This is a genomic window from Shewanella sp. WXL01 (assembly GCF_012263345.1).
In the GTDB taxonomy this organism is placed as follows: domain Bacteria; phylum Pseudomonadota; class Gammaproteobacteria; order Enterobacterales; family Shewanellaceae; genus Shewanella; species Shewanella maritima.
In genome coordinates, this window is sequence record NZ_JAAIKQ010000002.1 from 801,421 (window position 1) to 825,653 (window position 24,233).

Below are 24,233 nucleotides of genomic sequence, written 5' to 3' on the forward strand. Positions count from 1 at the left end.
GCTGGCCCAAAAGGGCCAGCTGGAAATTACTAGAAGTATATGGATAGATCATCATGAATTTGCATGAGTATCAGGCAAAAGCACTATTTGCCGAATATGGTTTACCAGTGTCAGAAGGTTACGCATGTGATACTGCCCAAGAAGCAGTAGAAGCAGCTGGCCATATTGGCGGTGATATGTGGGTTGTTAAGTGTCAAGTACACGCTGGCGGCCGTGGTAAAGCAGGTGGCGTTAAGGTCACTGGCGACAAAGAAGAAATCAGAGCATTTGCTGAAAACTGGTTAGGTAAAAATCTAGTTACTTACCAAACAGACGAAAACGGTCAGCCAGTTGCTAAAATCTTAGTTGAAAGCTGCACTGATATTGCTAACGAATTATACCTAGGTGCGGTTGTTGACCGTGCGACTCGTCGCATCGTGTTCATGGCCTCTACTGAAGGTGGCGTAGATATTGAAACTGTTGCTGAAGAAACGCCAGAGTTAATTCATAAGGCAATTATTGACCCTCTAGCAGGTCCTCAGCCTTATCAAGCACGTGACCTTGGTTTCAAGCTAGGTCTTGATGCAACTCAGCTAAAACAGTTCACGAAAGTGTTCATGGGTCTAGCGAAAATGTTCGAAGACCACGATTTCGCACTACTAGAAATCAACCCTCTAGTGATTACTGACGAAGGCAACATTCACTGCCTTGACGGTAAAATTGGTGTTGATGGTAACGCGCTATTCCGCCAGCCAAAAATCCGTGAGATGCACGACCCATCACAAGATGATGCTCGTGAAGCACACGCAGCTAAGTTCGAGCTTAACTACGTAGCGCTAGACGGTAACGTAGGTTGTATGGTTAACGGTGCTGGCCTAGCAATGGGCACAATGGACATCGTAAACCTACACGGTGGTAAGCCAGCTAACTTCCTAGACGTGGGCGGCGGCGCAACTAAAGAGCGTGTTGCTGAAGCGTTTAAGATCATCTTATCTGATGACAATGTTAGCGCAGTATTAGTTAACATCTTTGGTGGTATCGTTCGTTGTGACATGATCGCAGAAGGTATTATCGGCGCTGTGAAAGAAGTTGGCGTTGAAGTACCAGTTGTTGTTCGTCTTGAAGGTACAAATGCTGAATTAGGCCGTGAAGTTCTAGCTAACTCTGGCTTAGATATTATTGCTGCTGAGTCTTTAACAGACGCTGCTGTAAAAGTTGTTGCTGCTGCGGAGGGCAAATAATGTCTGTATTAATTAACAAAGACACTAAGGTAATCTGTCAAGGTTTCACTGGTGGTCAAGGTACTTTCCACTCTGAGCAAGCAATTGCTTACGGTACACAAATGGTTGGTGGTGTAAGCCCTGGTAAGGGCGGTCAAACGCACCTTGGTCTACCGGTATTTAACACAGTTAAAGACGCGGTTGCTGAAACTGGCGCAACAGCTTCTGTTATCTATGTACCAGCACCTTTCTGTAAAGATGCAATCTTAGAAGCAATTGACGGTGGTATCGAGCTAATCGTTTGTATTACTGAAGGTATCCCTACGTTAGATATGCTTCAAGTTAAAGTTAAGCTTGAAGAGACTGGCGTTCGCATGATTGGTCCTAACTGCCCGGGTGTTATCACTCCAGGTGAATGTAAGATTGGTATTATGCCAGGCCACATTCACAAGCCAGGTAAAGTGGGTATTGTTTCACGTTCAGGTACCTTAACGTACGAAGCAGTTAAGCAAACAACTGACGAAGGTTTTGGTCAGTCAACTTGTGTTGGTATTGGTGGTGACCCAATTCCAGGTACTAACTTCATCGACGTTTTAGAAATGTTCCAAAACGATCCACAAACTGAAGCAATCGTAATGATTGGTGAAATTGGTGGTACTGCTGAAGAAGAAGCGGCTGAATACATCAAAGCTAACGTAACTAAGCCTGTGGTTTCTTACATTGCGGGTGTGACTGCTCCTGCTGGTAAGCGCATGGGCCACGCTGGTGCAATTATCGCTGGCGGTAAAGGTACTGCTGATGACAAGTTCGCTGCACTAGAAGCGGCTGGTGTAACTACGGTTCGCTCTCTTGCTGACATCGGTCAAGCACTTCGTACTCGCACTGGTTGGTAATCTTAGATTATTAACATATGCAGGTAATAGAAAAGGCGCCAATTGGCGCCTTTTTTGTAGCTGGATAAAGACTCGTTATTTCAAATATTCAGACAGATCGCTACCAGCCTTAATGACTTGTTGTTGAACATCACCTTTAAACAGAAAACCATCTTTGTCTCCGACTAGAGTAAGTTTGTCACCTTGGCGAAGTAGGGCTGTGCCTTCTTGAATACCGATTACGGGTGTCAATGGATCGACTTTGGTGAACTCTAACAGTCGCTGCGCGCGAGTTTCGCCATTGTGGCCAGGCGCTTGGTAGTTGGTGTAGTGCGGGTTTAATTGAAATGGCAGTAACTTTAATGCAGTAAATGATGGCGGCTCAATAATTGGCATATCATTGGTGGTGCGAATGCTTAAACCGGTAATGTTTGAGCCCGCGCTCCAACCTACATAAGGCTTGCCGTTATTCACTTCATCATTAATCAGCTGAATGAGATCGTAACGGTATAACTCGTGCAGTAAATGGAAGGTATTACCGCCACCCACGAAGATACCGTCGGCATCTTTAATGGCTTGTTTAGGGTCGCCATACTGGTGAATGCTGCTGATTGAAAGGTTAAGTGGAGCTAGCCCATTTTTAACGGTTTCAAGGTAGTCATCGTATTCAATGCTTACGCCGGCATAAGGAATGAACAACCAGTTTTGTCCTGGTTGACAAAGTGGCTCAATAAACTCAATGGTATGGGCTAGGTAAGGGGTATCACCAACGCGAGAGGCACTTAACATTAGCGCAGTAACTGACATGATTACTTCCTTTAAGTCGTTGTTTGGTATTTTGTTTGATGCAGTGTAGCAAAAACGCTATGGGTAACTCTATACGCTTATTGCGATTAGCTGCTTAGCACTATTAAGAGAAACTTAATAATTAATAGGTAAACTTAGGCAAATCTTTCAAAATTTAGCCATCCAGTATTAGGTAAAGCTTTTTTAATCATTTCACCCTTGAATTTCTTTTTTACGGACATATTATGTCTGAAACAACCTTTCAATTGACTTAAGTCAAACAGGAGCTGCGATGAAACGCGTCTTTTTATTGATTGCCACTAACATGGCGATTTTAGTAGTAGCATCAATTGTGATGTCTATTCTTGGGGTGAATACCTCAACTATGGGTGGCTTATTAGTATTTGCTGCTATCTTCGGTTTTGGCGGCGCATTTATTAGCTTAGCGATTTCAAAGTGGATGGCTAAGAAGACCATGGGCTGTGAAGTTATCACTCAACCTCGTGACAATACTGAGCGTTGGTTAGTAGAAACCGTTGCTCGCCAAGCAGAACAAGCGGGCATTAAAATGCCAGAAGTTGCAATTTATCAATCTCCTGAGATGAATGCATTTGCAACAGGTCCAAGCAAAGATAACTCATTGGTTGCGGTTAGTACCGGGTTACTTTACGGCATGACACAAGATGAGATTGAAGGCGTGCTAGCACACGAAGTAAGCCACGTTGCTAACGGCGACATGGTAACGCTTACCTTGATCCAAGGTGTGGTAAATACCTTTGTGATTTTCGCGGCACGTGTAGTAGCTGGCATTATCAACAACTTTGTCGCTAGTAATGATGAAGAAGGCGAAGGGTTAGGAACGTTTGCCTACATGGGTGTTGTAATTGTACTCGACATACTATTTGGCATTTTGGCATCAATGATCGTTGCTTACTTCTCACGTATCCGTGAGTACAAAGCGGACGCTGGCGCTGCTAAATTAGCGGGTAAAAACAAAATGATCGCAGCGCTCGAGCGATTGCGCCAAGGCCCGGAAACCGGGGCAATGCCAGCGCAAATGTCTGCGTTTGGTATTAACGGCAAGCGTTCAATGGCAGAATTAATGATGAGCCACCCGCCATTAGAAAAACGTATTGCGGCTTTACAGTCTAGCTAATTAGTGACGTTACTAAAAGGCGCAAGCTACAAGTACAAGGGGAAGCATCGCTTCCCCTTTTTTGATCTTATCAGTTAGATCTTAGTTGGTGGATTGTTATTGCCTTGTGATTTGGATACTTGACCTAAAGCACATTAAGTTTGTGCGATACCTGATAACTTACGCACTAAATCAAGTAATTAGAATAATAAATACATAACCTCTAGCTGTTGGTGATGTATCAAGTGTGTGGAGTTGGATGTGCATAAAAAGATCTTGATATCGTTAATTGTTGCTGCATTTGCGGCTAGCTCATTAGCACCGGCTCAGGCTGAGCAAAACTTAGTTGATTTTCATATTGAGCGAGCTTCAAATGGCTGTGAAAGTTGCCATGAAAATGGTGAACCATCCGCAGATGGCCTTTATGAGTTTGACCAATGCCGGGCTTGCCACGGCACCTTGGATAAAATGTCAGGTATGCACCACCGGCCGCACAAGAATATGTATTCGTGCGCTGACTGCCACGCACCACATTACAACAATGTAGGTGAAATTCCTGGGTGTGATGACTGCCATTTAGATAAACGCAAAAGTAAAAGTCGTCGTAAATAGCTATTGAGTTTGATTAAGGCGCTAGCTGTATAGTTAGCGCCGTAGCTGCTTCAAATTTTCATAACCATTCTTTCCAATTGCTTTTATGTGCCAGTTTAGGATGAACATGATTGGTGCAATCTTGTGCACTTTAATTGCGCATGCAATTCAATTTTCCTAATTTTTTTTACTTAAATCACAATAATTCAATGACTTAACCGCTTGGCATAAGATTCGCTTTTAGTTGGTACGGCGTAATGTATTAACTAAAAAGGGATCAAATGACCAGTATCAATTCAAGCTGCGCATATTGTGGGGTAGGTTGTGGCGTTGAAGTGTCATCAAATCTCGATCAAGCATTACCTTTAGCGACGCATCAAATTGACAGTTTATCGCTAACAGGAATGGCTAAGCATCCAGCAAACCTAGGGCGTTTGTGTGCTAAAGGCGAAAATCTTCTCGCCAGTATTGAGCAGCCAACTAATCTTTTATATCCGCAAGATGCTAGCGGAAAGTCCATTTCATGGAATGATGCGATAAACACCATTAGCCAACGCTTTAATGAAGTCATTAGCGAGCATGGACCACAAGCGGTAGCCTTTTATTTATCTGGCCAGTTACTGACAGAGGACTATTATGTCGCCAATAAACTGGCTAAGGGCTTTATTGGTACGGCTAACGTGGATACCAACTCGCGCTTATGTATGTCATCAGCCGTGAGTGCTCATCAGCGAGCGTTTGGTGAAGACGTTGTTTCCGGCAATTATCAAGACTTTGAACAAGCAAGGGTTATAGTGCTTGTAGGTTCAAATGCAGCGTGGACACATCCTGTTTTATTCCAGCGCATGTTAGCTGCACGCAGTGCTAATGGGACTAAAATTGTCGTTGTTGATCCTATGGCAAGCGCAACCGCAAAACAGGCTGATGTTCATCTAGCGATTAAACCTGGTTGTGACCATCACTTGTTCAATGGCTTACTAAGTTATCTAGCCAAACATGATTTGATAGATGCCCCTTATATACAAGCGCATACTGAGCATTTTGACCAAGCGATTCAGCAGATTGCTACAGACTATCAAGATGCTGATATTGCCAAATTAACAGGGTTAAGTGCTGATCAAGTATTAGCGTTTTATCAGTTATTTGTTGCTCACCAACAAGTTATTACTGCGAGTTGTCAAGGGGTGAATCAATCAACCCTTGGGACTGACACAACCAATGCCATTATTAATTGTCATTTAGCCAGAGGTCAGGTAGGTAAACCAGGCAGTGGTTTTTTCTCTCTTACAGGTCAACCCAATGCCATGGGCGGGCGCGAAGTTGGCGGTTTAGCAACGCAGCTGGCTTGCCATCTAGGGTTCGCTGATAAAGAGCGCAGCCTTGTGGCGGAGCACTGGGAAGCCCCAAACATAGTCGGTCATAAAGGTCTAACAGCGGTAGAAATGTTTGATGCAGTAGCAAGCGGTGAGATAAAAGCGATTTGGGTTTTAGGCACAAACCCTGCGGCGTCACTGCCTGATAGTCATAATGTATCCAAAGCGCTCGCCGATTGCCCGTTTGTTGTTGTGTCTGATGTGACGGCTGATACTGACACCGCTAAACTTGCTGATCTATTGCTGCCAGCACTGCCATGGTCGCAAAAAGATGGCACTGTCACCAACAGTGAGCGAACCATTAGTCGCCAGCGTGGATTTGTTATACCTAAAGGTGAAGCTAAAGCTGATTGGTGGTCATTGGCACAAGTTGCTAATGCGATGGGCTACGCTGGTTTCGAGTATCAATCTGCGTACGATGTGTTTGTTGAGCATGCCCAGCTATCGTCTAAGGTTAAGCAGGCCTATCCATATAAAGCATTCGATATCTCAGGTTTAGCATCAATATCCTATGAGCAATACCAAGCACTTAAACCTACTCAGTGGCCAATTAACGATACAAGCCAGGAGGGCACAACAGATCGCCGTGTATTTACTGACGGGCAGTTTGCAACTGAGACAGGTAAAGCACAGTTTGTTTATTCAAAGCAAACAAACCTTGAACGCAGTCCATCTCCAATAAACAAACAAAATCAGCTGCTTCTGAATTCAGGGCGCAGTCGCGACCAATGGCATACCATGACCCGCACGGGCCACATCGCCAAACTGCGAGGTCATCAAGTTGAGCCGACGATTGCTATGAGTCAGGCAACAGCTAATCGAGTCGGTGTTAGTCAAGATCAATTGATCCTGTGTCAGCCTGTCGTAAATTGTGTAAATGAAGACTATGTTTCTACAAATAACAACGCGACCATCGCGCGTGTGGAAATTGACTCAAGTATCGGTGACGACAGTGCATTTATGTCGATGCACTGGACCAAGCAGTTTAGCCAAGCTGGTGGAGTTAATCAGGCACTTGATAGCCGCTATGACCCATATTCAAAACAACCTGGATTTAAGCATCAAACCGTCGAAATTCTCGATGCCGGAATAAAACTTCAGGGCGCACTATTTGGCACTTTGGAGTACGCACAAACTTCAGTCTATCAGGTGCAACATACACTGTATTCTGGCAGTTGTGTCCATCTAGGGTTTGCCGTTGATCATGTTTCGCTGCTCAGTTCTCAGCGCAGTTTAAGCTGGACTGTGTCTTTGCCCCAGCAACAAATAAAAGTAACTTGCGTAACTGACAATAATTGTTTGTCGGGTTTGTTATTAACTTCGCAAACTAAGGTGAATGTAGATTTAGAAGCGGTAGCAGCGTTAATTGGTCATGAGCTTGCGCCAGATTTACTTAAGACGCTGCACAGTTTGATCCGCGCAGGTAACAGTCCACTTGTTTGCTCGTGCACAGGCGTCTCGGTCGCAGACATTGATGCCGCTGTCCACCAGCAGTTAGATAATCAAGTTTTTGAGTCCGGCATTAAGTCTGCTGATTTTGGCAAGGCACTTGACGCTGTGCAGTCAAATTTAGGGTGTGGTCGTCAATGCGGTAGCTGCAACAGTGAAGTTAAACAATGTGCCGCAGACAGTTGGCAGATAGCACTGGGAGAAATGCAGCCGTATCAAGCCGAAAAACCTGCTAAGGAGGATGTTGCCTAATGACACACTTAACCAAATTAAATACAAGCAGACTTAGCGTAATTGAGGATAGATTTTGTAGCAGCCAACTCAGTTCGGGTGAAGTTGCTATTGTAGGCGCGGGTTGTGGTGAGCTTGAGTTGCTCACGTTAAAGGCGGCTAACCGAGTACAAAACGCCGATGCCTTGGTTTATGACAGTTTAGTCAGCGCTGAGATATTGACCTTAGCAACACCAGAGTGTGAGCGCCATTTTGTCGGCAAGCGATGCGGGCAAAGCAGCGCTAAGCAAGATGATATTAACGCATTGCTGCTTAAACTTGCGCTTAAAGGTAAAAAAGTCGTGCGTTTGAAAGGCGGCGATCCGCATATCTTTGGTAGAGGCGCGGAAGAAGCAATCTATCTTGCCAAGCATGGAGTAAAAAGCGAGTTTATCCCAGGAGTGACAGCCGCGCTTGGCTGCGCATCGAGTACCAGTATTCCTTTAACTTATCGCGGCCATGCTCGTAGCGTTACCCTAATTACCGGTACGCGCATGTCTGAGCCGGGTTTCGAGCAAGCAGCAAAACAGTGGCGCGCTTTATTAGATGCAGAATCAACACTGGTTTTTTATATGGGTAAAGAGCAAGCACAGGCGATTAGCCATGGATTATTGAGTGCAAACTGTAAAGCTGATTTACCTGTTGCGCTGGTAACCAATGGCGGCAGGCGCGATCAAATTATTACCTACGCCAGTGTTAAAGATATGGCTAGCAAAGCTAAAACCATTATGCACCATGGCCCCACACTGATTATTGTTGGTGAAGTGGTAAAAATAGGCCGCGCGCTAAATCAAATGCTAGGTACATTAGAGACACAAGCGCTAGAGACACGAGCATTAGATACACAAGCACTGAAGCTAGCTTAGTTATTCTAAATTAGCTCGGGCTCAATCTCGCGCTTAATATTCATAAACTCGGAGTTAGCCTTAGTGATAAATACTGGAGCAGAAAGCGCATCACACCTTACTGATATTAAATGTCAGCTTGAAACCGTAGATTTTAAGCAATTGATTAAGGCGTTAGGTAAGGGCGTAAAAGGCTCACGTAACTTAACCTTAGTCGAGTCACAGTATTTATTTGCTGGCTTTGCCTGTGGTTTAGTGTCGCAAGTGCAAATGGCCAGTGCGATGATGCTAATGCGCGTTCGCGGTGAGAGCGCTGAAGAAATTGCCGGTGCTGCAATGGCGCTCAAGCAATTGGTTTCACCTAGCTGGCAGCAACTCAAGGTGGACATTGATTGGCCTGTTTATGCAGGCAAGCGTGAGCAATTACCCTGGTTGTTGCTAGCTGCAAAGTTGCTGGCTCAGCTAGGGCACAGGGTTTTGCTTCATGGCGATAGTTTATCTTTGGCTCATCGCCGCCACGTCGCCTGCAGTGTTAATGCGCTGGACATTAAAGCGGCTACCACAGCGGAGCAAGCACAATTTGCACTTACATCCGATAACATTGTCTATGTAGAAGCCCACGATATGTTACCTGTGCTTGATGACTGCCGCGCTTTGCATCAAGAGCTAGGCCTGCGCAGCTTAGTTCAAATGGCGGTTCGTTGTGTGAACCCGACTAATGCAAGGCTGTCGCTGCGCAGTTACTTTCATCCAGGTCTTGATAAACAGCATTTAGCGATCGCTGAAATCATGGCCAATGCTCAAGCTTTATCAAGTAATAACAATTATGATCAACTAGTTGCCACCTTTAAAGGGTTGCAAGGTGAAACTGAGATTAACCCGCGTGTCTCAACTCAGGTTAGTTGGCTAAATACTCAAGGTCATTCAAATAGTTCGAGTCACTCAAGTCAAAAAGGTCTGATTAATCTTGCTACTCGCTTAGAAGCGTTTTCCGGTGCCAAAACAGGTCAGACTGCGCTCGATAGTGCTGAGCTCATGCATATTTGGCAACATGGTGCATTATCTGGAGCAGCTAACAAGCTTGAAAACGCGACTCAGATACTTGACCAAGCGATGAGCAGTGTCGAGTCTAGCCTTGCACTGGTAATTAAACTGCTTGAATTAACTCAAACCCTGAATGCCGACAATCCAAAGATTGCTAGTTATAGCGAAAGTGAGCTAAGTACTGGTGACTACATCAATGTTCAAACGCTATGGCAACAACGGCATCAGCAAAAATTTAAAGCTAAACTGCAAGTTGCTTAGATGTACTAGCTCAGATGTACTCGCTTAGAGAATATGAGTATTAAACCAGCGCGCAACGCTAGACCTCAATATCAAAGTTTAATAAACGTCTTATTATAAATTGGGTTGCGCTACCTTGACCTTCATCCCTAAATTAGGCTGATAGCTTATGGGCTGCATTAGTACTTGTAGACTTAATTTGCAAAGTACAGCTCTGTAGCATCACAGCTTCTCACCAAGCATATCTTTAACTCTTTAGTATTTCGTGTTTTCAGCGATTACTCATTGCCTATTTTGACTATTTGCATGAACCGAGTCATCGCTTATTTCGTCCTATCTAATTTCGCCTCTAATGAATATTTATTGTTACTCATCTCTGTTACACCCAACTATTCCTGTGGGGGGAAACTAAGGAGCAAATGCTTTGAATACGCCCCAGGCTACCCCTAAAGTGGTAGTTGCATTTGATTTTTATAGATATAAAACAGTTGGTTACGTGTTTTTGTTGTCGCATTCATTTGGTGCAGTTGCTCTCAATCGGAGCATTCTTTAATGCCTGGAAAATTGAATCTTTTGTTTTAACCTTTATTTAACAAGTGTTTAGTTGAACGTGCGCCTTGGCATGGTCGCTGCAAAGTCACAGCAGGATAGTTCAATAAAAGCACGGCGATAGTGAATAGCTATTCATTTGCTGGCCGGGCTAAAAATTAATTTGAACATAAATCGTGTGTAGTGGGGACAGAAGGAGCCGGAAATGGCAGACATAAAACCTAAGTTAGTCGTGATAGGTAATGGTATGGTTGGCCATCACTTTATCGAGCAAATTTGTTCGTTAAAGTTGCAGCAGAGCTTTGAGATACATGTATTTGGTGAAGAGCCTCGACCAGCGTACGACCGCGTACAATTATCTAAGTACTTTGAAACAAATAGTGCTGACCCATTGATGTTGGCAAGTATTGAAGACTATCAAAGTCAGGATATCAATCTGCATTTAAATGCCAAAGTCACTGGCATAGATTCCGAGTCTAAAACACTTACAACAGAGTCGGGCGAGTGCTTTGACTATGACAAGTTAGTGTTAGCCACAGGCTCATTTCCTTTTGTCCCGCCAATTAACGGTAACGAACGTGAGCAGTGTTTAGTATACCGAACCATTGAAGACTTAGAGGCGATTACTGCCGCAGCGAATAAGTCTAAAGTCGGGGTTGTTGTTGGTGGTGGTCTACTCGGGCTTGAAGCTGCTAACGCTCTAAAGCAGTTAGGGGTTAAAACCCATGTGGTGGAGTTTGCACCTCAATTAATGCCAGTACAATTGAATGACAAAGCAGGTGAGCTGCTATGTAGCAAGATTGAAGATCTGGGGGTAAGCGTGCATACCTCTAAAGCTACCACGGCGATTATAGACGGCGAAACCGCGCTGCACCGAATGACTTTCAATGATGATACTTATCTTGAAACTGACATGATCGTGTTCTCAGCCGGTATTCGACCTCAAGATAGCCTTGCTCGCAGCTCAGGGATCGCGATTGGTGAGCGCGGTGGTATTGAAATTAACGATGACTGCTTAACCTCGGCAAAAGATGTGTACGCGATTGGCGAGTGCGCATTGTGGCAAGGGCGAATATTTGGACTTGTAGCACCTGGTTATCAAATGGCTCGTGTCGTAGCATCACATATTGCGGCGGGCACCGATAGCGCGTCGCAAACCCAGCAGTTTAAAGGTGCTGATATGAGTACCAAACTTAAATTGTTAGGTGTTGATGTGGCTGCCATTGGTGAAAGTCGTGGCTTTGAAAATGCCCAATACGTGGAGCTTTCAGACAATCAAGCTGGCATTTATAAAAAGCTTTGGTTAGATGAGTCAGGCACGCTTCTCAAAGGTGCAGTGCTAATTGGTGATAATGCTGATTACAACAAACTGTTAGATCTATATTTGTCTCAGGATGAAATCGAAGGCTCAGCGGTCGATATACTACTTGCTGGCGCTGAAAGTGAAGCCGATTTAAAAGATACTTCGATCGTATGTTCCTGCCATCAAGTGACCAAGGGCGATATTGTTGAAGCGGTAAAAGCCGGTAGTCACAACATGCCGGAGATAAAAGCCTGTACCCGCGCGGCTTCAGGCTGCGGTGGCTGTGCGCCTTTAGTGCAAAAAATTATTGATCAAACGCTGGAAGCTGAAGGACTCGATTTCAATAAAGGCATTTGTGAGCACTTTGAGCATGACCGCCAGGCTTTGTACCACATTTGTAAAGTTGAAGGCATTAAAGACTTTGAGACCTTGATTAAAACCCATGGTAAATCAACAGATGGCCATCACTATGGTTGCGATATCTGCAAGCCAGCTGCTGCGTCGATATTCGCCAGCCTAAGTAACGACTATGTGCTCAATCAAGACTTATCACACGTTGCCTTGCAAGACACTAATGATGCTTATTTAGGTAACCTGCAAAAAGATGGCACTTACTCGATTGTGCCGCGTATTGCTGGTGGTGAAATCACCCCAGACAAGCTGATTGAAATTGGTCAAGTCGCTAAAGAATATGACCTCTATACCAAGATTACTGGCGGTCAACGTATCGACTTGTTTGGCGCTCAGTTAGCGCAATTACCTGAGATTTGGAAACGCCTTATTGATGCTGGTTTTGAAACGGGCCACGCCTATGGTAAGTCATTGCGAACGGTCAAATCATGTGTGGGTAGCACCTGGTGTCGCTATGGCGTACAAGATTCAGTTGGCATGGCGATCGCACTTGAAAATCGCTACAAGGGTCTTCGCAGTCCGCACAAATTAAAGTTTGCCGTATCAGGTTGTACCCGTGAGTGCGCTGAGGCACAAAGCAAAGATATCGGCGTTATTGCTTCAGATAAAGGCTGGAATCTATATGTTGCTGGTAACGGCGGTATGCGTCCACGCCACGCTGATTTATTCGCCACCGACTTAACCACCGAAGAGCTGTATACCTATATCGATCGTATCTTGATGTTCTATGTTAAAACAGCAGACAAGCTGCAGCGTACCTCAACCTGGATGGAATCATTAGAAGGTGGTCTTGAGTACTTACAATCCGTTGTTATTGAAGACGCGTTAGGTGTTAACGCTGAGTTAGAAGCTCAAATGGATCTGATTGTTGAACGTTATCAGTGTGAGTGGAAAACCAGTCTTGAAAAACCTGAGTTCCTGGCGAGATTCAACGAGTTTGTTAACCCAGACAGTGCGCCTAAGGTTGCAACTCATCAATATCAACGTATTAGGGAGCAGCGCTTCCCTGCAGTTAATGCCGACAACTCACAAGGTGCTGGCAATATTGCGATAAAACAAATTCTAGACTCAGATCCACAACAGCATGATCCACAACAGAATGATCAGCAACAAAATAAACAAAAAACAGAGCAAATGGAGGAGCTAGTATGAGCTGGGTAGATGTATGTGACGCAACTAGCTTACCAAAAGGTACTGGTATTGCAGCTTGGGTTGAGGGAAGTGCAGTTGCTATTTTTGATCTAGGCGAAGATGGTTTGTTTGCGCTAGATAATATTGACCCAGCAACTGGGGTGAGCCTGCTCGCGAGAGGGTTAGTGTGTGATATGGACGGTAAGCTGTGTGTCGCTTCACCACTTTATAAGCACCATTATCAATTAAGCAGCGGCGTGTGTTTAGAAGATGACGCCTTGGTTGCCAAGCCTTATCAGATAAAAAATCAAAATGGCAAAATACTCATTAAAGCGAATGCTCAGGGGGATGTATGAGTAGCGAAAAATTCAATGTGTTTTCATTTAGTGGAAAAATGAAAATCATGCACCTTAGCTGGATGGCATTTTTTGTCACCTTTGTCGTGTGGTTTAATGCGGCGCCTTTAATGAGCGTGATCGCCGACAGTTTAGGGCTAACCAAAGCCCAGATTAAAACCCTGCTTATTTTAAACGTGGCATTGACTATTCCAGCACGGATCATCATAGGTATGGTCACAGATAAATATGGCCCTCGGTTAACTTATTCGGCATTGCTGGCGATCTGTTCGATCCCTTGCTTTATGTTTGCAGTAGCTGACAGTTTCGAGCAGTTAGCAATCGCGCGCTTTATGCTTGGTTTTATTGGTGCAGGCTTTGTGATTGGCATTCGTATGGTCAGTGAGTGGTTCCCTGCTAAAGAGCTAGGTACTGCTGAGGGCATTTACGGTGGTTGGGGTAACTTTGGCTCGGCTGCAGCAGCTTTTACCTTACCTGCAGTGGCATTAGCATTTGGCGGTGATGACGGCTGGCGTTATGCCATTGGTATTACCGGCTTAATGAGCTTGAGCTTTGCGTTTATCTATTACTTTAATGTTACCGACACGCCAAAGGGGTCAACTTACTTTAAGCCTAAGAAAGCAGGCGGCTTAGAGGTTACCAGTAAAAAAGACTTTGTTTTGTTGATCATTATGAAGATCCCTATGTATGCCACTTTGGCATTGCTTGGCTGGAAGTTGTCTCCTGCAGGTGTATCTATGCTAAGTAATGAGATGACCACTGCGATTTATGTGGGGCTTGTGGTGGTGTTTGCGTTTGATTTCTTCCAAACCTATCAGGTAAATAAGCATATCTTTGAAAAAGAAGTACCTGAGTTTGAGCGCTACGAGTTTAAGCAGGTTGCCGTGCTTAACGTGTTGTACTTCACTACATTTGGCTCAGAGTTAGCGGTTGTGTCTATGCTGCCATTATTCTTTGCTGAAACCTTTGAATTGGGTATGGCGCAAGCCGGTATGGTTGCATCGAGTTATGCATTTATGAACTTAATGTCACGCCCAGGCGGTGGATGGTTAAGTGATCGCTTTGGTCGTAAGTCGACTTTGCTTATCTTAACTGCGGGTTTAGCGTTAGGGTATTTCTCGGTAGCGCAAATTGACGGTAGCTGGGCGTTGCCGCTCGCTGTAATTGTTGTGATGGCATGCTCTTTCTTTGTACAAGGCGGTGAGGGCGCAGTATTTGCTGCGGTGCCACTGATCAAGCGCCGTTTAACTGGGCAAATTGCGGGTATGACTGGCGCATACGGTAATGTTGGGGCGGTGTTCTTTTTAACCGTTTACTCTATGGTGTCAACGCAAACCTTCTTCTATGTCATTGGCGCCAGCGCAGTGTTTGGCTTTGTTACCTTGCTGTTTATGAATGAGCCAAGTGGTCATATTGCTGAGGTCAATGAAGACGGTGAAGTGACCCTCATTAGCGTGAGTTAGTTTTACTGTATGACAGTAAATAAGCTATCTAAACAAGTTACAGATAACCAGGCCTTAGGGTCTGGTTTATCTGCTTGTGATAGTTTTCCCCCTCAATGCGCTCTTTCAAATCAATCTAGTCGGACAGAGCACAATGACATCAAGCTACCAAGCCCTAACACAGGGTGTGAACAGACAATCGATCACTTAAGTCACGGTCAGTCATTAACCGTCACCGTTGGTCAAAGCTCTAACGCGGGTGTGAAAACAGAAAACCAAGACGCCATTGGTATACGTATACCTGAAGGTCTGGCGCTTACTACCAAAGGCATCGTCAGTGTTATTAGTGATGGCGTGAGCACTGCTGAAGCTGCAGCTCAAGCATCGCAAATTAGTGTGACTAACTTTATTGCCGATTATTATTCCACACCCGATACCTGGGGGGTACAAACTTCAAGTACCAAGGTGTTAACCGCGCTCAACCGCTGGCTTTACGGCTTAGGTCAAGATTACCGCGACGCTCGCCGTGGTTTTGTGTGTACCTTTAGTGCGCTGGTACTTAAGTCTTGTTCAGCACATATTTTACATGCCGGAGATTCGAGGGTTTATCTATTTCGTGATGGTCAAATAAGCCGGTTAACACAAGATCATGTTACTGAGGTTAGTGGTAGCAAAACGTATTTGACACGCGCCTTAGGCATGGATGTCAAACTTAGCGTCGATTATCGCAAGCTGTCGATACGACAAAGCGATGTCTTCCTGCTCACGACTGATGGTATTCACGATGTGTTGACTGACAATGAGCTTGCAAGTCGGCTCAGTTGGTTTGTTCAAACTAACCAGTTCCAAGACAATGACTGTGAGCATTTTTGTCAGCAGTTGATCGCTAAAGCACTTGACTGCGCCAGTAATGACAACCTTAGTGCGCAGCTGTTGTTTATCAGTGACTTACCCGATCAACAAATAGAAGATGTTTACCAGCAACTTTCTGACAAACCGTTTCCTCCACCGATGAATGTCGGTAATAAGCTTGATGGCTATCAGGTTACGCACATCTTGCACCAATCTCAGCGTAGTCAAGTTTATCGAGTGGTGGATTCAGACGGCAATGCTTATTGCATGAAGACGCCTTCGGTTAATTATCTCGATGACGCGGCATACATTGAGCGCTTTGTACTAGAAAGTTGGGTAGGTAACCGGATTCAAAACCCAAACGTGGTTAAGGTTTGCCACAGCTCTCAGCACAAGTCTGCAGTGTATTACTTGACTGAGTTTCTCGACGGTGTGAGTCTAGCGCAGTGGATTGAGCATAATCCAAAGTCATCAGTCGAAACTGTATTTACATTTGTAAAACAAATAGAAGCAGGGGTCAGAGCATTTCATCGAAAAGAGACGCTGCATCAAGACTTAAAGCCGGACAATATTTTTGTTACCAGACAAGAACAGGTAAAGATTATTGACTTTGGTTCATGTTACATCAAAGGCATAGCAGAGATAGCAACGCCGCTGGTGCGAGACAAAATCCTTGGTACTGCTGACTATAGTGCTCCAGAGTTGATGCTTGGGTATCAGGCAGATAGCCGCGCTGATCAGTTTTCATTGGCAGTAATCACTTATGAAATGCTCGCAGGGCAACTGCCTTTTGCGGGTAAACTTGCGCAATGCAAATCTCGCCATGATTATCTAAAACTTAGCTATATCCCCGTGTATCAGTCAAATCCTATGGTGCCAGAATGGATTGATGACGTATTACGTAAAGCTCTGTCAATAGAGCCTAGTTTTCGTTTTGCTGATACTCATGAGTTTGTTCACGAGTTAACCCGCGTTAATTATCCAAGCCGAAAATCTGAATTTGTGCCGTTAATTCAGCGAGACCCAACACGGTTTTGGCAAGCTGTAAGCGCAATATTGCTAATGTGTTTACTATTGTCGATATTCTTCTTTTAAAAATCCTACTTATCACCTTTGAACATCACTATAGGGCGTAACATGTAGGTTGTTACAGGCTAAATTGCCCATTAATGGTTTAGTTTTTTGCATAAGGGTTTACACCCTTTATGACTGTTTGGTCATAAATCTGCACATTTTTAGCGCAAAACGAACACTAAAAACCCGCGAAAGTAGTACTTGAGTTTACTTAGAGCGCTAAGGCAAGTTTATCTTCACCTCTAATGTACTGATTTTTATCTAGTAAAATCCATCACTAATACTAAGGTGGGGTGATCAGATAAAAATAACAGTTAGGTCTATCAGCGTTTAATACTCGCAGCCGATTCAAGGCAGAATTTCCAGCGTCATAATATTGACACTCTCAACAACATTGTTGAATCAGCGTTTGAAAACAGGGGTTTTTAAACAAGGTTTAACGCAAGGGGCAGGACGCATGACCTTGAATAAACGTGAAAAGTTTAGTCACGTTACAGCTAGAGCAGGGATGCTTGCTTTAGCGTTGTGTTTGAGTTCCTTTCCAAGTTGGGGTCAGCAAGACTTAAGTGAGGTGGATGAACTAGGCCTGTATAACAACAGCGCTCGGGTCAACCAAGTGGGTGATGGTATGTCTACATCCCTTACTCAAGTCGGTGGCGATAATCTTGCGATTATTAGTCAATCTGGCTTTTCAAATCAGCTAGTGACAAATCAGCAAGGTTTTGACAACCAATTGTCGGCTACCCAATTTGGTAGCGATATAGAAGCAACTATTTTGCAAGCAGGTTTTGGTAATCGTGTGTTATCTAGCCAAAACGGTGAGCAGCTGTTGCTACATATATCTCAGATTGGAACGGACAATATTGCGGTCGTTAATCAGACCGGAATCGAGAATGCAATTCGGATCCAGCAGTACGGCTCTGGAAATGCTGTAGGTGTGACACAGTGGGGAAATTCACAAAATGTTGTGGTTACCCAAAGTAGTTTATCTAACTAAAGTAAAGGGAAATACGTGATGAAATATTCAAAAATCGCATTGCTAGTATCATCAATGATGATGGCATCTGGCGCTTATGCAAGTAATACAAATACTGCCACAGTTGGTCAAAATGGTGCTGGTAACTCAGTTACTGTGACTCAGCAAGTCAATAGCTCTGATAACACTGCTGAAGTTGACCAAACCGGTGATAGCAACGTCGCGACTGTAAGCCAGGCTGATACCAGCAATACTTTGGCCGACATTGATCAAACTGGTTCTTCTAACACTGCTAGCATTAGCCAGTTTAGTTCTACACAAACAGCGACAGCGACAATCAGCACAACTGGTGATAATAACGACGCATCAATTGTTCAGCGTTTTAATAATGGTGACAATGCTCAAGCATTAGTTAATCAAGTAGGTAGCGATAATGATGCAATCATTGATCAAAACAATGGTGATGGCGCTAACTCAACGATTAACCAGTTAGGCAGCGGCGACATGGCTGAAATCAGCAACGTTTGGTCTGATTATGCCGATGCAACCATCAATCAAAGTGTTGGCGGTGGTAACAACGCGTTTATTAGCCAAGACTCTTCAGATTATGCTTCTGCTACTGTTAATCAAGATGGTACTGGTAACCAAGGTACTATCACTCAATCTACTTCTACTTTCTTCCAGTCGAACACCGACGATACAGTAGCAACGCTTTCACAAACTGGTGATGGCAACATCGGTACTATCGATCAAACTGGTGTGTCTAATGATGCAACAACATCACAAAATGGTGTTGGTAACGACTCAGCAGTTAATCAGTCTGGTGATGATAACATGAGCATGCTGACACAAATGGGCGATTCGAATATTGCGACAGTTGCGCAATCTGGTGGCCTGAATGAAGCAACGGCTTCTCAAGATGGCATGGGTAACCAGTCTTCAGTCACACAGTCTGGTGACGATAATATGAGCATGTTGACTCAAACTGGCGATACTAACGTAGCAACTGTATTGCAATCTGGCACGCTTGCCTCTGCAACATTAATGCAATCAGGTATGGGCTCAATGGCTTTCGTTGACCAGTCTGGTGCATCAAACTCTGCAGATGTTGAGCAATCAGGTTCTATGCAAACAGCAACTGTGACGCAACTTGATAGTGAAAACATTGCTGATATCGACCAGCAAAACACAGGCAACTCTGCAACTGTCATGCAAAGCGGTAACTCTGGCGCAGGCTTTGGTAACTTAGCGACAATCAACCAAGTGGGTGATGGCGATACAGCTTCTGTAACTCAATTTGGTGATTCGAACGAAGCGGTTGTACAAACTTCTGGTGATAGCTTCTCAAACAACATCACTGTTTTACAAACTGGTGTGTCTAACTATGCTGGTGCAGCGTCTGAATTAGGTGGTTCGAGCTCTATCACCATTACACAAACAGGTAACGGTAACTCTGTAGGTAACCTTCCAGGTGCTGCCAACTACTATGGCGCTTCTATTGGTGCGGGTACCTATGGTAGTGACAACATTATCACGGTTGACCAAGTAGGTAATGACAACCAAGCATATGCTGATTCAGCTGATGTATCTTCGGTTGTTGATATTGACCAAACTGGTGACTTGAACACCGCTGTTGCTGAGTCTTGGGCAGGTACTGACAATGAGATCTTAATCTCTCAAACAGGTATGAGCCACAACTCTGATGTATTTGTTAGCGGTGCGGGTAACAACATGGTGAGCATTACGCAAACTGATGCGTCAAACAATGCCGCTGTGAATACCTTAGGTTCAGGTAACACAGTAACTATCGTTCAAGGTATGTAGTAATACTTTAGTCTAGGTAAGGGTGCGTAAGCACCCTTTAGACTAATTGTTACCCCCTAATTGACTTGATAATCTATGCGGGTGTTTTAGCACTTACTCCGTACTTAATGTACTTCTACCATCGTTTCACATGGAGTGTTTAAGATGTTTAAAGTCGTAAATTGGATGATAGTTTCTCGTTCGCAAATGTTAGTCGATTTGCTTGAATGTCGTTGGCCACAGGAGTTTTTGGTTAACCTTTCAAAGGCAACACCTGGCGAGATGGCTCGTAAGTTACCCTTAAAAGCTGTATCTATGGTTGTGTTTGATTTATCAACGATTGACCTACAGCAAGCGTACCAACTACAGCGCTTAGTCGAGCGCGAGTACAGCCACACCCACACTGTATTTATTAATTTCCCTAAGCAAGTGGATGCGAAGTTTTTAATCCATCCAGCTACGACGCTAGGGGCGTTTTACGCAGAGGCAAGTTTGGCAGAGATCAGCTCAGGCTTTAATGAGTTATTAAAAGGCCGTAGCGTGTTCCCTCAGGATTTACAGCAGTCAATGACGTGTAACGACATTGATGATGATTCAGAACAATTAACCATTCGCGAGCGCGAAGTACTCCAAGCATTGCTTAGTGGTAGTACCAATCTTGATATTGCGAATCGCCTATTTGTGAGTGAATCAACCATTAAAACCCACCTTTACCGTGCATTTAGGAAGATTGGTGTTTCTAGCCGCGGTCAAGCAATTGCTTGGGCGCAAACCCATATGCATGAGGTGAGAGTATGAAACCCCTAGTGTGGACAGCGCTGTGTTTTGCGCTTGTCCACACCAGTGTGCTTGCAGGTCCGGTCAACCACACCCCGCCTGAAGAACCTGAGCAAACGGGTAAAGCTGACGATAAGTATCTAAAACAGAAGCCTACTCAATCTCAGAGTATTAGTGATGCCACGCCCAAAGCAGAATCCGACTTAGTTGATGGGCTCATTCTCAATCGCGCCATGACCCGATTTGGACATCGATTTTATCGAGAATTTGTGAGTGCATATCGAGACATTAACGGCACAAGTCAGCATTCAGGGCTCACTATTAAAGAATTCGCTACTGCTCGCAGCGGCAGTAAGCTCAGCGTGATGCACAACCGCAAACCGATATTTGTGACTTTCGTGTCACCCGCGTCACGCAATATTGATCGACAAGCTGCAGGAGCGGCTAAGCATGTTGATGCCTTATTAAAGAAGCATCAGCAGCAGTCAAAGTGGAGCGCATTTACCGACCCGGATCTTGCGCCAGACGAAATATAAGCAGGGACAGCACATGAAAAAATTCACATTAATTGCAGGCTCTACAGCCTTGCTATTATCAGTAACGCTTCCGAGTTCAACTCAAGCGACACAATTGGTATATACCCCAGTTAACCCAGCTTTTGGTGGCAATTACCTTAATGGCTCGTACCTGCTTGCCAACGCGTCGGCTCAAAACGAGCATACGGGTGGTTCGGGTTATACGCCGCCGTCAGCACTTGACCGCCTTGCGAGTTCATTGCAATCACGATTAATGAGCCAGCTGTTTAATGATGCAGCCAACGGCGGTGAGGGCTATTTAAAAACAGATGACTTTGAGATCAACGTCGTCAATGAAGACGGCTCACTACTTGTGCATATTACTGACTTACTGACCGGTGAGACCACCATTATTGAAGTAGGCGGAATTGTCGGTAATGAGACAACCGGGGGGTAATATGAAAAAGCTAATCGTATTATCGATTGCGGCTCTATTGGCTGCATGCTCATCGGTTGAAAGCGAGTTCGAAGGTATTGAGGCGACAACCAGCTTGATGCCAAAGGGTGAGACCTATCAAGACTTGGTGAGTTTACCCATGCCTCAAGGAGTGATGGTTGCTGCGGTTTATGACTTTCGTGATCAAACGGGGCAGTATAAACCGATCCCATCGAGTAACTTCTCGACCGCAGTACCGCAAAGTGGCACGGCGTTCCTTTCACAAGCATTGAACGACTCCTCATGGTTTGTACCAGTAGAGCGTGAAGGACTTCAAAACCTGTTAACTGAGCGTAAGATTGTTCGCGCAGGCTTAAAAGGTAATGCTAACGGTTTACCGCAACTTAATAGCGCTCAGGTGTTAATGGAAGGCGGCATTGTTGCCTACGACACTAACGTAAAAACTGGCGGTGCAGGCGCAAGGTATCTTGGTATTGGCGCTTCTGGGCAATATCGTGTTGATCGTATCACTGTAAACCTACGCGCCGTTGATATCCGTACAGGTCGCTTGCTGAGCAGTGTCACTACTACAAAGTCGGTGATATCAAAAGAGATCACCGCTGGCGTGTTTAAGTTTATTGATGCTCAGGAACTGTTAGAGGCCGAAGCTGGCTTTACGTCAAACGAGCCAGTGAGCCTTTGCGTTGCAGCCGCCATTGAAAGCGCCGTAGTGCATCTCATCGCAGATGGTATTTGGAAAGGGTCGTGGAACCTACTCGATGAAAAGAGTGGTCATGCAAATCCTGTATTACAAAAGTATTGGTTAGAGGCGCACTCAGAGTCTAAAGTGAGCATGCGCATTAACCAAAGTAACAGCTAATCATTTAGGTAAGTTAACCGTTCAATTAACTATGCAATTAAGACTCTCGACGTTATGTCATCCTCTTTGCCCAATCAAATGATTGGGCTTTTTTTGTTGTTATTATTGTGGATAGAGGCGACTTCGACTGTGCGAATTTTTGTAGTCTCAGTTGTGATTGCAGTTGTGATAGTGGCTGTAGTGTCAGTTAATCAATAAACAGCTCAGGCAACATATTTTCTATTAAAGTTGGCATGGCTTCATCGGCTGGATTTATGCCATTTTCAAGTAGCACAAACAATATGTCGCCGTGGGACTGTGTTTTGGCCAGTCCAATAAGGTTGTTAACCCCATGCATACTGCCTGTTTTGGCAAATACTCGACCTTTAATTGCTTGTTGTTTATACAGAGGTTTGTGCTTAAGTGTGCCAGATAAGCCACTCACCGGCATAAGATTGTAAAACTCAGCGCCATATTGACTGTATGCCGTCTGCAGAATTTGCTTAAGGTGTTGAGCGCTTGTCATGTTGTAGCGCGATAGCCCTGAACCATCGACAAAATGGCTGTCACTTGATTCAATACCAGCTTTCTTTAGTAACTGCTTTATTGCTGATGTTCGATTGAAATAGCTTCCTTGTTGGGTCAGGCCTGACTGCATTGCTACTGACGTAAGTAAGGTTTCTGCAATGAGGTTGTCTGACTTTTGCAACATGGTGCCAATAAGGACATTTAGTGGCTCAGATTGATGTTCAGCAACTAAGAATGGAAAACTGTTTCGTTCGTTGTCATTAACTTGTGGAATTAAGTTTGTATCTGCTAATAAGCTCGGCGCGTTGGCGTTGGCGTTGGCGTTGGCGTTAGCGTTAGCGTTGGCGCTGGAGCAGGGAGAGTTACCAATAACCCCGCCATCGGTATTGTTTGAACCAATCACAAACGCTCGAGTCATACCATCAATCAAGGTTAGTGCATAGCTGTCTGGGTCGGTTATTGCCAAGTTCAATGGCAGTTTGAGGCGATTAGCAAAGCAGCCCTTAATTTGATACTCGTTGTCGGTGGCAAGAGTCATCGACAGCTCACAAGGGTTATCTTGCGTATCACTATGCCTTTCAAACCAAGCGTCAGGTTCAATATTTATCACTTGATTTAACGCTTGCCCCAAGTATCGTTTTTGCTCGGTATTTGGTTTTAGTGAAACTTCAGCTTTCTGTTGGTAATCATTTGCTGTTATTTGAGCGCGAATGCAGTTGCCATCGATAACCACACCTTTGTTAGCTGCGCCGTAGCAAATACCAAGGTCGTCCCACACCCAGCCTGCAGGGTAACTAGTGTCAATAAAGTCGCGCTCAACATACAAGTTACCATCAATTTTTTTCACGCCTAATGCGTTTAGGTGGTCGAATAGTCCAGCTAACTGTTTGCTGGTTAAACTTGGGTCGCCTGAAAATACTAGCTTCAAGTCTCCACTGTAGTATCCATACTCATCAGTATATTGAGTTATAGGTGTCGAAGAAAGAAGCTGGGTTTTATATCGAAAATTTTCATCTTTGTTTTGCTGCAGGTTATCTAGGGCTAGTAGCGCGGTGAGCGTTTTAGTAACGCTAGCAGGTTGCATCATGTGCTTGCTTTGATAGCTCACTAGTGTCTGATTTGACTCTGGATGCCAAATTAGCGCGCTTACGTGGCTGCTCGAAGCACTGGTATATGACTCAACTACAGCTTGTAACCGCTTAGATAAATTATCGGTTTTAGTTAGGCTTGCCAACTCAAGTTTATCTGCGCCGAGCGGCTTAGCATCGACAGTTTTTACAGGGCTATTAGCCTTGGCTGTAGGAGTGGCTACCAGCAATGCTGTGGTGAAAATAGCAGCTGCTTTATGAATTATAAAGGCAGGGCGGGATGCTGGAGTTAGTACCTTAGATTGCTTAACCACAAGAATGAGCCTGAA

At 44.5% G+C, this 24,233-nt stretch carries 19 protein-coding genes; 17 read left to right on the forward strand and 2 right to left on the reverse strand.

Annotated features, from left to right (window positions below; genetic code table 11):
* Window positions 1–53 precede the first annotated feature (53 nt).
* Together sucC and sucD are read left to right on the forward strand one after the other, a co-directional pair.
* Window positions 54–1,220 carry an ADP-forming succinate--CoA ligase subunit beta gene (sucC, locus tag G3R49_RS08540; protein ID WP_130597373.1) on the forward strand — a complete coding sequence of 389 codons (1,167 nt, stop codon included), beginning with the start codon at window positions 54–56 and terminating at the stop codon, window positions 1,218–1,220.
* Window positions 1,220–2,092, forward strand: a complete 873-nt coding sequence (gene sucD / locus G3R49_RS08545) for a succinate--CoA ligase subunit alpha (RefSeq protein ID WP_130597372.1) — start codon at window positions 1,220–1,222, stop codon at window positions 2,090–2,092. The genes sucC and sucD overlap by 1 nt, the downstream gene beginning before the upstream one ends.
* Before the next feature lie 75 nt (window positions 2,093–2,167).
* Here the strand turns inward: sucD and pepE are convergent, their stop codons facing one another.
* Entirely contained in the window at window positions 2,168–2,878 is a 711-nt protein-coding gene (gene pepE / locus G3R49_RS08550) for a dipeptidase PepE (RefSeq protein WP_167869333.1), read from the reverse strand.
* A 271-nt stretch (window positions 2,879–3,149) separates the two neighbouring features.
* Between pepE and htpX the strand changes: the two genes are divergently transcribed.
* The 15 genes from htpX to G3R49_RS08625 all read left to right on the forward strand — a co-directional run bounded on the left by htpX (window position 3,150) and on the right by G3R49_RS08625 (window position 22,309).
* Window positions 3,150–4,013, forward strand: a complete 864-nt coding sequence (htpX, locus tag G3R49_RS08555; protein WP_130597370.1) for a protease HtpX — start codon at window positions 3,150–3,152, stop codon at window positions 4,011–4,013.
* Window positions 4,014–4,253: 240 nt separating this feature from the next.
* Complete coding sequence (locus tag G3R49_RS08560) at window positions 4,254–4,604, forward strand: cytochrome c3 family protein (RefSeq protein WP_167869334.1); 351 nt, start codon at window positions 4,254–4,256, stop codon at window positions 4,602–4,604.
* Between the two features lie 260 nt (window positions 4,605–4,864).
* Window positions 4,865–7,657 carry a molybdopterin-dependent oxidoreductase gene (locus G3R49_RS08565; protein WP_167869335.1) on the forward strand — a complete coding sequence of 931 codons (2,793 nt, stop codon included), beginning with the start codon at window positions 4,865–4,867 and terminating at the stop codon, window positions 7,655–7,657.
* Entirely contained in the window at window positions 7,657–8,541 is an 885-nt protein-coding gene (gene cobA / locus G3R49_RS08570) for a uroporphyrinogen-III C-methyltransferase (protein ID WP_167869336.1), read from the forward strand. Before G3R49_RS08565 ends, cobA begins: the two co-directional genes overlap by 1 nt.
* 63 nt (window positions 8,542–8,604) lie before the next feature.
* Window positions 8,605–9,825, forward strand: coding sequence for a glycosyl transferase (locus G3R49_RS08575; protein WP_167869337.1), 1,221 nt, complete (start codon window positions 8,605–8,607; stop codon window positions 9,823–9,825).
* Between the two features lie 733 nt (window positions 9,826–10,558).
* A complete protein-coding gene (gene nirB / locus G3R49_RS08580; RefSeq protein WP_167869338.1) occupies window positions 10,559–13,219 on the forward strand; it encodes a nitrite reductase large subunit NirB in 2,661 nt (886 codons plus the stop codon).
* A complete protein-coding gene (gene nirD / locus G3R49_RS08585; RefSeq protein ID WP_130597365.1) occupies window positions 13,216–13,554 on the forward strand; it encodes a nitrite reductase small subunit NirD in 339 nt (112 codons plus the stop codon). The genes nirB and nirD overlap by 4 nt, the downstream gene beginning before the upstream one ends.
* Window positions 13,551–15,017: a NarK family nitrate/nitrite MFS transporter gene (locus tag G3R49_RS08590; RefSeq protein ID WP_167869339.1), complete on the forward strand. Its 1,467-nt coding sequence runs from the start codon at window positions 13,551–13,553 to the stop codon at window positions 15,015–15,017. Before nirD ends, G3R49_RS08590 begins: the two co-directional genes overlap by 4 nt.
* A 9-nt stretch (window positions 15,018–15,026) precedes the next feature.
* Window positions 15,027–16,943 carry a bifunctional protein-serine/threonine kinase/phosphatase gene (locus G3R49_RS08595; protein WP_167869340.1) on the forward strand — a complete coding sequence of 639 codons (1,917 nt, stop codon included), beginning with the start codon at window positions 15,027–15,029 and terminating at the stop codon, window positions 16,941–16,943.
* Window positions 16,944–17,379: 436 nt separating this feature from the next.
* The gene (locus tag G3R49_RS08600) at window positions 17,380–17,919 is read left to right on the forward strand and encodes a curlin (RefSeq protein ID WP_130603147.1); all 540 of its coding nucleotides are present in this window, start codon (window positions 17,380–17,382) and stop codon (window positions 17,917–17,919) included.
* A gap of 18 nt (window positions 17,920–17,937) precedes the next feature.
* Window positions 17,938–19,722 (forward strand): curlin, encoded by a 1,785-nt coding sequence (locus G3R49_RS08605; RefSeq protein ID WP_130597362.1) that lies wholly within the window; start codon window positions 17,938–17,940, stop codon window positions 19,720–19,722.
* A 144-nt stretch (window positions 19,723–19,866) separates the two neighbouring features.
* Entirely contained in the window at window positions 19,867–20,499 is a 633-nt protein-coding gene (locus tag G3R49_RS08610; protein WP_167869341.1) for a response regulator transcription factor, read from the forward strand.
* Entirely contained in the window at window positions 20,496–21,014 is a 519-nt protein-coding gene (locus G3R49_RS08615; RefSeq protein WP_130597360.1) for a curli production assembly/transport protein CsgE, read from the forward strand. Before G3R49_RS08610 ends, G3R49_RS08615 begins: the two co-directional genes overlap by 4 nt.
* A 13-nt stretch (window positions 21,015–21,027) precedes the next feature.
* Window positions 21,028–21,450, forward strand: a complete 423-nt coding sequence (locus G3R49_RS08620) for a curli assembly protein CsgF (RefSeq protein ID WP_167869342.1) — start codon at window positions 21,028–21,030, stop codon at window positions 21,448–21,450.
* Between the two features lies 1 nt (window position 21,451).
* Window positions 21,452–22,309 (forward strand): CsgG/HfaB family protein, encoded by an 858-nt coding sequence (locus tag G3R49_RS08625; RefSeq protein WP_167869343.1) that lies wholly within the window; start codon window positions 21,452–21,454, stop codon window positions 22,307–22,309.
* 187 nt (window positions 22,310–22,496) lie between these two features.
* On the opposite strand, the gene dacB is transcribed toward G3R49_RS08625, so the two are convergent.
* Complete coding sequence (gene dacB, locus G3R49_RS08630) at window positions 22,497–24,218, reverse strand: D-alanyl-D-alanine carboxypeptidase/D-alanyl-D-alanine-endopeptidase (protein WP_167869344.1); 1,722 nt, start codon at window positions 24,216–24,218, stop codon at window positions 22,497–22,499.
* Window positions 24,219–24,233 lie beyond the last annotated feature (15 nt).

What these genes read in the sequence shown, in the direction of transcription:
- pepE (WP_167869333.1), bottom strand. Translation starts at nt 2,878, where the DNA reads ATGTCAGTTACTGCGCTAATGTTAAGTGCCTCTCGCGTTGGTGATACC.
- G3R49_RS08615 (WP_130597360.1), top strand. Translation starts at nt 20,496, where the DNA reads ATGAAACCCCTAGTGTGGACAGCGCTGTGTTTTGCGCTTGTCCACACC.
- sucC (WP_130597373.1), top strand. Translation starts at nt 54, where the DNA reads ATGAATTTGCATGAGTATCAGGCAAAAGCACTATTTGCCGAATATGGT.
- htpX (WP_130597370.1), top strand. Translation starts at nt 3,150, where the DNA reads ATGAAACGCGTCTTTTTATTGATTGCCACTAACATGGCGATTTTAGTA.
- G3R49_RS08565 (WP_167869335.1), top strand. Translation starts at nt 4,865, where the DNA reads ATGACCAGTATCAATTCAAGCTGCGCATATTGTGGGGTAGGTTGTGGC.
- sucD (WP_130597372.1), top strand. Translation starts at nt 1,220, where the DNA reads ATGTCTGTATTAATTAACAAAGACACTAAGGTAATCTGTCAAGGTTTC.
- G3R49_RS08610 (WP_167869341.1), top strand. Translation starts at nt 19,867, where the DNA reads ATGTTTAAAGTCGTAAATTGGATGATAGTTTCTCGTTCGCAAATGTTA.
- G3R49_RS08605 (WP_130597362.1), top strand. Translation starts at nt 17,938, where the DNA reads ATGAAATATTCAAAAATCGCATTGCTAGTATCATCAATGATGATGGCA.
- G3R49_RS08620 (WP_167869342.1), top strand. Translation starts at nt 21,028, where the DNA reads ATGAAAAAATTCACATTAATTGCAGGCTCTACAGCCTTGCTATTATCA.
- G3R49_RS08600 (WP_130603147.1), top strand. Translation starts at nt 17,380, where the DNA reads ATGACCTTGAATAAACGTGAAAAGTTTAGTCACGTTACAGCTAGAGCA.
- cobA (WP_167869336.1), top strand. Translation starts at nt 7,657, where the DNA reads ATGACACACTTAACCAAATTAAATACAAGCAGACTTAGCGTAATTGAG.
- nirD (WP_130597365.1), top strand. Translation starts at nt 13,216, where the DNA reads ATGAGCTGGGTAGATGTATGTGACGCAACTAGCTTACCAAAAGGTACT.
- G3R49_RS08590 (WP_167869339.1), top strand. Translation starts at nt 13,551, where the DNA reads ATGAGTAGCGAAAAATTCAATGTGTTTTCATTTAGTGGAAAAATGAAA.
- nirB (WP_167869338.1), top strand. Translation starts at nt 10,559, where the DNA reads ATGGCAGACATAAAACCTAAGTTAGTCGTGATAGGTAATGGTATGGTT.
- G3R49_RS08625 (WP_167869343.1), top strand. Translation starts at nt 21,452, where the DNA reads ATGAAAAAGCTAATCGTATTATCGATTGCGGCTCTATTGGCTGCATGC.
- G3R49_RS08595 (WP_167869340.1), top strand. Translation starts at nt 15,027, where the DNA reads ATGACAGTAAATAAGCTATCTAAACAAGTTACAGATAACCAGGCCTTA.